At 63.5% G+C, this 4,737-nt stretch carries 5 protein-coding genes and 1 riboswitch; of the genes, 4 read left to right on the top strand and 1 reads right to left on the bottom strand.

The annotated features are described in order from the left end of the window. Positions 1-120, bottom strand: a 120-nt coding sequence (locus GXH28_RS15135; protein WP_169239855.1) for a PLP-dependent transferase, incomplete at its 3' end; no start/stop codon positions are given. A 162-nt stretch (positions 121-282) separates the two neighbouring features. Further along, positions 283-440: riboswitch (SAM riboswitch) on the bottom strand. 99 nt (positions 441-539) lie between these two features. Here GXH28_RS15135 and GXH28_RS15130 point away from each other — a divergent pair. From GXH28_RS15130 to GXH28_RS15115, 4 genes are all read left to right on the top strand, one after another. After that, the gene (locus tag GXH28_RS15130) at positions 540-1,772 is read left to right on the top strand and encodes a hypothetical protein (RefSeq protein WP_169239854.1); all 1,233 of its coding nucleotides are present in this window, start codon (positions 540-542) and stop codon (positions 1,770-1,772) included. A 40-nt stretch (positions 1,773-1,812) separates the two neighbouring features. Next, complete coding sequence (locus GXH28_RS15125; protein ID WP_169239853.1) at positions 1,813-2,574, top strand: carbohydrate ABC transporter permease; 762 nt, start codon at positions 1,813-1,815, stop codon at positions 2,572-2,574. 47 nt (positions 2,575-2,621) lie between these two features. Next, positions 2,622-3,848, top strand: coding sequence for a carbohydrate ABC transporter permease (locus GXH28_RS15120; protein WP_169239852.1), 1,227 nt, complete (start codon positions 2,622-2,624; stop codon positions 3,846-3,848). A 95-nt stretch (positions 3,849-3,943) separates the two neighbouring features. Next, positions 3,944-4,737: beta-galactosidase (locus GXH28_RS15115; RefSeq protein ID WP_206156883.1), on the top strand; the 794-nt coding region annotated here is incomplete at its 3' end.

Here is a 4,737-nt window from a genome sequence, read left to right as displayed (position 1 = left end):
GTCGCGGAACTGGTACGACGTGGTTTGGTAGATCGGCACCGCGCGCGCGTTCGTCGTCGGGTCAGGCCGGGTGCCTGCGTGCAGGGTCAGCGTGTCGAAGTGAAACTGATGGTCGGACATGATTCGTTTCGTTGCTCCTTTCGTCATCGTATTTGCGTATTGCGTGTTACGTTGCGTGACGCGCATCATGCAATACGCCACACATGATGCGCGCCATGGAAAAGCGAATCGCCCTCTTGCGCAACGAGACAAGAGGGCGTGAGCAATCTGAGTTGCCGCCTCCTCTCATCTTCCAGTTTGCGCTGCCGGAATTGGCACCGTTTCAGGACTGGGATTTCGGAGTTTGCACCGGTTCGCCGGTCTAACAGCGATCCGAAATCCGCGCCTGGATGGTTGCCGAGGTTTCACAGGGCCGGTCCCTCCACCTCTCTGGATAAGAGTGCGCGATCGGGCAGTATTCGACTTTTCTAAACGGCTGCAAAGAATAGCGATCTGCGAAGTTCTTGTCAAGCCCCAATTCGCAAGTAGAATCGCATGTTATGAGCGACGCTTCGGGCTTCAATCGCTGGTTCATCGTCACCGTCGCGGTGGTTGTCGGTTTTCTCATCGGCGTCGCCTTCGCTGCCTATCTGGTCTATGCCTGGGTGCCGGCCAACATCATCCTGCGCGATGCCCCGCCACGCTTTCTTCGCTTCGACCCTGCCGGCGATCGGCCCGACTACCGTGACGTATATGTCGCCCGCGTAGCTGCGCGCTATGCCCAGGGCGTGCAGGTCGGCCAGCCCGATGCCGCCTTGACCCAAGCCCAGCAGGCCCTCGGCGTGACGACCGGCGATGCCACGCCGATCGAGGCGTTGGCCATGGCCCGCAGCGCCGAACAGGCCGCCCGCAACGAAAACGCCCGCGAAGGTGCCAATCCCGATCAAGGATGGTTTACGTTGGCCGATCAGAACAGCCTCACCCTGCTGGCCGAACGCCTAGAGCAGGTGAAAGATCAACCGCCGGTCATCGCCCAGTCGGTGATAGACGCGCGCCGGAATGTGATGTTGTTTGGCGCATTGCTGCTGCTGTTATGGATCGCCTTGTTGACCGGCTTGCTGCTGCTCGTCGCGAATTTGCTCAAGCCCGCGCCTGTGCCCGTCGCTGCGCCGGGGCCTGAGCCGCGCGTAGCCGGCGTGGGCGAGCCGCGTCCGGCGGCTGTGGTTAACGTCAACGTCGGCGATGGGCAGGTTGCCGTAGAGGCGCCGGCTGCACAAGCCGCTGCCGCTGCGCCCACCGAGCCCGGCGTCATCCCGGCGCTCTATTCGCCATCGCCCGTGCGCGTTAGTTCGCCCTTGCCCGGCGAATCGCTCATCGACACCTTCCCCGCCGTCTATGAGCACGGCAACGAGAACTTCGACGAGGACTTCCCGATCAGCGCGACCAGCGGTGAGTTGATCGGCGAGTGCGGCGCTTCGGTCGCCGATCGCGTCAGCTTGACATCGCCCTCGCGGGTGACGGCGCTGGCCATCTGGACGTTCGACAAGAACGACTTCCAGAGCACCACCAAGGTGATGCTCACTCCCTACGCCTATCGCAACAACGTCATGCGCAGCAAGCTGGCGGCGCGCGGCGAGCTGGTGCAGGCGGCACCGGGCATCTTCGAGATTGTCACCTCGACGTTGCGCGTCGAGGTCGAAGTGCGCAACCTGCAACTGCTGCCGCTCGACGGCGATCCGGATGGCTACTTCCAGCGAGCGGAACTGGAATTCCGCGTCTACAAGAAGCCGTGACACCGGCGCAGCGACTGCGCGCAGCGGGTGGCTCTCTCGTTTGCAGCACGCGCGGCGTATCCTCGACCGCCTCGACTGGTGGCGCCTGAGCGAGTGGGCAGACAGCGATATGTGGTCGTTCGACGATGGTGATGCTGCGCTCTTGCTCACACCGCTCGATCTGGCTGAAACCGACGCGCTCGATGTGACGCGCGCCGCTACCGCGTGGCTGCGTTGGTGTGCGGTCGCCGATGGCGCCTCACCGGCAGCGCGCCTGGCAGCCGTGTTCCACGCAGCCGAAGCGCGACTGGCATCCCATGGAGTGCGCGAGGTCTGGTGCATCGTTCATTCGTCTGATTGGATCAAGCCCTATCTGCGCGACCTGGGTTATCGCGTCGCCGAGCGGTTACTCACCTTCGAGATCGAACCACAGCGCGCGCAGGATGCATCCTTGTTCCTGGCCGGCCTGCAGACCATCCCGCGCGAGCTATACGAAGCCGCCACGGTGGACGGCGCCAACCCGCGCCAGCAGTTCTTCAACGTCACGCTGCCCATGCTCGCGCCGACCACGCTTTACGTACTGATCACCACGACGATCCAGGCGCTACAGGTGTTCGACCAGGTGTTCATCGTCAGCAACGGCATGGGCGGGCCGGGAACGTCCACGCTGACGATGACGCTCAACCTGTATCAAAACGGCTTCCAGAGCTTCCGCCAGGGCTATGCCAGCGCGCTGGCGTGGGTATTGTTCATCGTGATCTTCGTTTTCACGCTGTTCCAGTTCCGCCGGCAACGGCGCGCCAGCGGCGCATACGACATGTGATCCCGACCTGACCCCCGACCCCTGGCCCCTGATCCCTGATCCCTGCCATGAGCTACCGAGCCACACGCACCATTCGCGCTGTCATGATCTACGCGATCCTGACGGTCTTCGCGGCGATCATGCTCTTCCCGTTCTTGGTGATGTTGTTCACCTCGCTCAAGACGGCCTCCGACACGTTCAGCTATCCGCCGCGCCTGCTGCCGACCGAGCAGATCACCGTCGAGGTGCCGGGCTTCGACCGGCCGCTGCCGCTCTATAACGTTTCGGTGGCGTCGGGCGAGACGAAGCCGATGGCGCTGGCCGAGGAGAACATCCGCGTGGGCATCTTTGCGCCGCTCGACGCCGCCGGCCAGCCGGATGTGAACAACACCGTCATCCGCCGCTTCGGCGAGGTGAAGGTGGCCGGCGGCGCGACGCCCAAAGAGGTCGTCGTCGGCGGTCAAACGATGCCCGTATACGAAGTCGAAGTCAACGGGGCGATTGCCGAGATGGTGGTGCTCACTCGCACGGCGGTCGGCAAGTTCGTCAACCCGGCTAACCCCGACGAGACGGCGCTGGCCAACGTACGGCTCAGCCAGCCGGTCACGCGCATTACCGCGCATCCCGAAAACTACGCTGAAGTGGTCAACCTGCTCGGTTTCGACCGCGCGCTGACCAACACGGCGATGATCACCATCCTGACGGTGATCGGCCAGCTCGTCACCAGCGTGCTGGGCGGCTACGCCTTTGCCCGGCTGAAGTTCCCCGGCCGCGACCAAATCTTCCTGCTGTATCTGGGCACCATCATGGTGCCGTTCGTGGTGCTCATCATCCCACTGTATCAGCTCATGGTGGCCATCGGCTGGGTGAACGCCATGCCGGCGCTGATCCTCCCTTGGCTCTACACGGCCTATGGCACCTTCCTCATGCGCCAATTCTTCATCACCATCCCGAAGGAGATCGAGGAGGCGGCGCTGATAGACGGCGCGTCGCGTTGGTCCATCCTGTTGCGCATCTTCATCCCGGCCAGCGTGCCGGCGCTGGCGACGCTGGCGACGTTTACCTTCCTGTATGCCTGGAACAGCTTCTTCTGGCCGCTGGTGGTGGTGAACACCGGCAACACGCGCGCGCAGGTGTTGACGCTGGCGCTGAACGTGTTGCGCGGGCGTGCCAGCGACAGCCCGAACCTGATCTTGGCCGGCGCGGCCATCGCCATCATCCCACCCACGATCGTGTTCATCCTCGCCCAGCGCTACTACGTGGAAAGCGTGACCAGCAGTGGTGTGAAAGGATAACTCTTGTCGGGACAGGATTTACAGGATGAACAGGATTGTCAGGCTTGCAGCACACAATACGTAATACGCAATACGCAATACGCAGGAGCCACTCTATGCCCCTACACCTCGGCGCTGCATGGTACCCCGAACATTGGCCCGAAGCGCGCTGGGCCGAAGACGTGAAGTTGATGCGCGACGCCGGCCTGACGGTCGTGCGCGTGGCGGAGTTCGCCTGGTCGAGCCTGGAGCCGCGCGAAGGCGCGTTCAACTTCGGCTGGCTGGAGCGTGCCATCGCCCTGGCCGCCGATCACGGCTTAGCAGTAGTAATCGGCACGCCGACCGCGGCCCCGCCGGCGTGGATGACCCAGGCCTACCCCGACGTGCTGGCCGTGAACGCCGACGGCCGCCTGGCCACGCATGGCGCGCGGTGTCACTACGACGTAACCAGCGAGCGCTACCTGGCGTTTTGCCGGCGCATCGCCGAAAAGTTGGCGGTTTGCTTCGGCCACGATGCGCGCGTGATCGGCTGGCAGATTGACAACGAATACAACACCGTCAGCTACAGCGAAGGCGCCCGGCGTGCGTTTCAAGATTGGCTGCGCCGGTGCTATGGCTCGCTGGATGCGCTCAACGCGGCCTGGGCAACGGTCTACTGGTCGCAGACCTACAGCGACTGGTCGCAAATTCCCTTGCCGATCTCCGGCGCGCACGGGTTCGGCCAGCCGCACAACCCCGGCTTGCGCCTGAAGTGGCGCCAGTTCATCACCGAAGCCTATCGCCGCTTCCAGCTCAACCAGATCGAGGTCGTCCGCGCCAACGCCATGCCATCGCAGTGGATCACCCACAACTTCATGGGCTTCTTCGACGGCTTCGACCACTACGTGCTGAGCGCGGACTTGGACTTCGC

Origin of the sequence: Candidatus Roseilinea sp. NK_OTU-006 (genome assembly GCF_012931985.1) — a bacterium.
Lineage (GTDB): Bacteria > Chloroflexota > Anaerolineae > J036 > Brachytrichaceae > JAAFGM01.
This window is presented reverse-complemented; position numbering and strand designations above follow the sequence as displayed.